This window comes from Streptomyces prasinopilosus, from assembly GCF_001419695.1.
Classification (GTDB): Bacteria; Actinomycetota; Actinomycetes; order Streptomycetales; family Streptomycetaceae; genus Streptomyces; species Streptomyces prasinopilosus.
Genome location: NZ_LIRG01000567.1, coordinates 437 through 4,903 on the forward strand (window position 1 = coordinate 437; position 4,467 = coordinate 4,903).

4 protein-coding genes are annotated in these 4,467 nt (G+C 74.5%); 3 read left to right on the forward strand and 1 reads right to left on the reverse strand.

From position 1 onward, the window contains the following. Positions 1 to 908 (forward strand): RICIN domain-containing protein (locus AOK18_RS22245; protein WP_240503273.1); only part of this gene is annotated, 908 nt, incomplete at its 5' end. A 153-nt stretch (positions 909 to 1,061) separates the two neighbouring features. Here AOK18_RS22245 and AOK18_RS22250 read toward each other — a convergent pair. Then, positions 1,062 to 2,231 carry an alpha-hydroxy-acid oxidizing protein gene (locus tag AOK18_RS22250; RefSeq protein ID WP_055695490.1) on the reverse strand — a complete coding sequence of 390 codons (1,170 nt, stop codon included), beginning with the start codon at positions 2,229 to 2,231 and terminating at the stop codon, positions 1,062 to 1,064. Positions 2,232 to 2,567: 336 nt separating this feature from the next. Here AOK18_RS22250 and AOK18_RS22255 point away from each other — a divergent pair, with 336 nt between their 5' ends. Together AOK18_RS22255 and AOK18_RS22260 are read left to right on the forward strand one after the other, a co-directional pair. Then, complete coding sequence (locus AOK18_RS22255) at positions 2,568 to 3,002, forward strand: subtilase-type protease inhibitor (RefSeq protein ID WP_055695491.1); 435 nt, start codon at positions 2,568 to 2,570, stop codon at positions 3,000 to 3,002. Positions 3,003 to 3,423: 421 nt separating this feature from the next. Continuing rightward, the coding region (locus AOK18_RS22260; RefSeq protein WP_055695492.1) for a S1 family peptidase at positions 3,424 to 4,467 on the forward strand (1,044 nt) is incomplete at its 3' end.

Genomic DNA, 4,467 nt, shown 5'->3' on the forward strand with positions numbered 1-4,467 from the left:
TCCGCCGCGGCGGAACCCTGCTCCCCGATGTCCAGCGGCACCTCGCGGAATGCCGCTACTGCCGGAACGCGGCCGAGCAGCTGAGCCATTTCGAGGGCGAACTCGGCACGCTCATCGCCGAGGCCGTCCTCGGCTGGGGCGCCCGCCGCTACCTCGACTCGCGCCCGGGCCGGGCGGCGCCGGGCCCGCGCGGCGGCCGCACCCCCCGCCGCGGGCACCGGTCGGGCGGCAGCCGGAACCGTCTGCTGTCCCGGATCCCCGCCCCCGCCCGCCTCACCGGCATCGGACTCCCGGACGCCGCGCGCTCCACCAGGACCCTGCTCACCGGCCTCGGCGCCGTCTCGGCCGGCGTGCTGGTGAGCGTGCTCATCGCCGGGGGCTCCCCGCCCGGCGGCGGCACCGACCCGACCGGCGCCACCAGCGCGACGGGCGGCCGGGGGGTCGTACCGACCGAGTCCCCGCCGGGCGTGGCCGGACTGCCCACGGGCCCGCAGCCGGCCCTCCTGCGCAACGTCGCCTCCGATCTGTGCCTCGACACCCGGGGCGAGCCCCGGGACGGCGCCGGCACCCGGCTCACGGGCTGCTCCTCGCGGCTGAGCCAGCAGTGGACCTACGAGGAGGACGGGCTGCTGCGCAGCGTGGCCGACCCGGGCCTGTGCCTGGACGCGCACAAGGACGCCGGGGTCGTCGTCCTGTCGACCTGCGCCGAAGCCGGCGAGAACCGGAGCGACGACGTGCGCTACGAGCTCACCGGCCAGGGCGAGTTGCTGCCCCGCTGGGACGAACGGCTGGCGCTCGCCCCGACCGCCCCCGGTGCGAACGCCGACGTCGTCGTCAGGGTGCGGGACCGGACCGAGGACCAGCGCTGGGTGACCGAGCCGGTGACCTCTGCCGAGAAGTCCCTGTAGCCCGCCCCGCCCTCGCCCCGGCGGCACGCCGCGCGGAGCCGGCCGGGCCGGCCGCCCGAACGGCGCTCCGCGACGGTGACACGCACCGCGCGCCGGACCGGGCAGCGGGCACGGGAGCCCGCCGCCCGGCCCGGCACGCGGTGCCCGGCGGGGTCAGCCGGCCCCCTCCACGAGGTCGCCGGGCCCGAGCGTGGCCGGGCCGGCGTGCCCGGACAGGGCGAGGGTGAGGTCCAGCTCGGCGAGCAGGCAGCGGATCACGTGCTCGACGCCCGCCTGTCCGTCGAGGCCGAGCCCGTAGACGTACGGCCGTCCGACGAGTACGGCCCGCGCCCCGAGGGCGAGCGCCTTGAAGACGTCGTCGCCGGTGCGGACACCGCTGTCGAACAGCACGGTCAGCCGGTCGCCGGCGGCCGCCACCACCCCGGGCAGCGCGTCCGCCGCCGCGATGGCCCCGGCCACCTGACGGCCGCCGTGGTTGGACACCACCACCCCGTCCATCCCGGCATCGGCCGCGAGCCGGGCGTCGTCCGGATGCAGCACGCCCTTGAGGAGGATCGGACCGTCCCAGTTCTCCCGCAGGAACGCGAGGTCGGGCCAGGTCTTGGCGGGATCGGAGAACATGCCGACGAAGTGCATCACCGCCGCGTCCGGATCCTCGTGCACGGGCTTGGCCAGACCGGCCCGGAACGCGGGATCCGAGAAGTAGTTGGCGGTGCCCACCCCGTGCAGGAACGGCAGGAAGGCCTGGTCCAGGTCGCGCGGCCGCCAGGACAGCAGGGGGGTGTCCAGGGTGACCACCAGGACCGTGAACCCGGCGGCCTTCGCCCGGCCGAGGAAACTCCGGGCGACCTCGGGATCCTTCGGCCAGTACAGCTGGAACCAGCGCTCCGCGTCCCCCATCGCCTCCGCGACCTGCTCCATCGGGGTGCTGGACGCCGAGGACAGCACGAACGGCACACCGTGCGCCGCGGCGGCCCGCGCCGCGGCCGGCTCGGCGTCCGGATGCATCAGGGACAGCACCCCGACCGGCGCCAGCGCGAGCGGCGCGGGCAGCGCGCGGCCGAGCACCTCCACCGACAGATCGCGCTCGTGCACGTCCCGCAGCATGCGCGGCACGATCCGGCGGCGGGCGAGAGCCGCCCGGTTGGCCCGTGCGGTACCGCCGTCGCCCGCGGCGCCCGCCACGTAACCGACCGGGCCGGGCCCGAGCCGCCGCTCGGTCAGCTCCTCCAGCCGGGTCAGGTCCGTGGGCAGCCGGGGCACGGCACCCGTCATCCCGTTCAGGTAGATCTCGTACTGGAAGTCCGCCCAGTTCCGGGTCATACGCCGTCCCCGCCTCTCCTCGTCCAGCCGACTGAATCATGAACAGAAGGTGTTGCGGAACGGTCCGTCGAGAACGGAAACGGAATGTTTCAGGCCTATTGCGTAACAGCGGGAATTCGGCCATCTGGCCACTTCGCGCAAGCGCCGCCCGTGCGGTTGCTGGGTTCCCACCCGTGCGCTCTGTGACTTCGCGCCACTGATTCAATACGCAATGTTACCGAAAGCGGTCCGGTCGACGTGTGTTTCCGCGGCGGACTCGGCAGACTCCCGCTCGCCGGTCCGGCACCACCGGGCACGGGCCGGCAAGTCGTCGAAACGAGCGGAAGGATGCACACAATGCGGAACACCGCGCGCTGGGCCACCACCATCGGCCTGACCGCCGCAGCCGTCTGCGCACCTCTGGCCGGGGCCGCGTCGGCCGCGCCGGACGGCGCACCCCCCGCGCTCTACGCCCCGTCGGCCCTGGTGCTCACCATGGGCCACGGAGAGAGGGCCACGACCGTCACACCGGAACGCGCGGTCACCCTGACCTGCGCTCCCGGTCCCTCCGGCACCCACCCGGCCGCGACCGCGGCGTGCGGGGAACTGGCCGAGGTGAACGGCGACCTGCGGGCCCTCACGATGGACGAGGGCGTGTTCTGCACCCACCAGTACGACCCGGTCGTCGTCACCGTCGCCGGGGTGTGGCAGGGGCAGCGGATCTCGTACGAGCGCACCTTCGCCAACGAGTGCGTGATGAACGCCCACGGTTCGGGCGTCCTCACGTTCTGAGACCGGGACCGCACGGTTCCCGTGACCGCGTGGCGGTCGGTTACTGGGGAGTGCCGACCTCCTCGCGGAACGTGCGGCCCCGCAAGGGAGGCCGGTGGGCGGAGTGGGGCCGCCCGCCGGCCTCCGGCGTGTCCGGGGGCGGGACACCGCGGCCGCGGCGTCCCGCCCCCGTCATGCCGTCTGACGCCGCACCAGCTCGTGCGGGGGACCGGGGGATGCCGTCCACCGCGCCCGTGGGGATGGTCACGGCGTCCACGGACGGGCCGCCGCAGGCGTCGGCGGACCCGGCGCCGGAGATCCCGGCGGTCTCGACGCGGATTTGAACGCCCGGCGGGACCCGTGCGTACCAACAGCCGTCCAGGCGCCCCCGGAAGCCGCCGGACGGCGGCACGACTCCGGTCCCCCCAGGAGGTCGAGAAGTTTGAGTCACAAGCGAATCCCGAAGCGCAAGGCCGCGATAGCCGTGGGCGGTGCGGTGGCGCTCGGCGCCGCCGCGATCCTGCTCCCCAACGCCAACGCGTCACAGGACGCGTCGGGCGGCGCGGCGGCCGCGCCGAAGACCCTCAGGGCGACGGACGCCTCGGACCTCTCCGCACGGCTCGCCGGACTCCTCGGCGACGCGTTCGCCGGCTCCTACTACGACGGCGACAAGCGACGGCTCGTCGTCAACGTGGTGCCCGGCGGCGACGACAACGCGATCGCGCGGGCTAAGGAGGCGGGCGCGACCGTCCGCGAGGTCGACAACAGCATGGCCGAACTGGCCGAGGGCGAGCGGACGCTGAAGACCGAGGCCACCATCCCCGGCACCTCGTGGGCCGTCGACCCGCGCACCAACAAGATCCTGGTCACCGCCGACTCCACGGTGACCGGCGGGAAGTGGGACAGACTGGAGTCCACCGTGCGGGACCTCGGTCCCGGCATGGCGACCGTCAAGAAGTCCGAGGGCACGTTCAGGACCTTCGCCTCGGGCGGGGACGCGATCTTCTCCGGCGGCGCCCGCTGCTCGCTCGGCTTCAACGTCACCGCGGGCGACGGCGCGCCCGCCTTCCTGACCGCCGGTCACTGCGCGGTCGCGGCCGACGAGTGGGCCGACGCGCAGAACGGCCCGCCGATCGCCACCGTCGACCAGGCGGTCTTCCCCGGTGAGGGCGACTTCGCACTCGTCCGGTACGACGACCCGGCCACCGAACCGCCGAGCGACGTCGACGTGGGCGGCCGGACGGTGCAGATCACCGGGGCCGCCGAGGCCACCGTCGGCCAGGAGGTGTTCCGGATGGGCAGCACCACCGGGCTCGCCGACGGCCGGGTGCTCGGTCTGAACGCCACGGTGAACTACCCGGAAGGCACGGTCACCGGTCTCATCCAGACCGACGTCTGTGCCGAGCCCGGTGACAGCGGCGGCTCGATGTTCACCCGGGACGGCCTCGCGCTCGGTCTGACCTCGGGCGGCAGCGGCGACTGCACC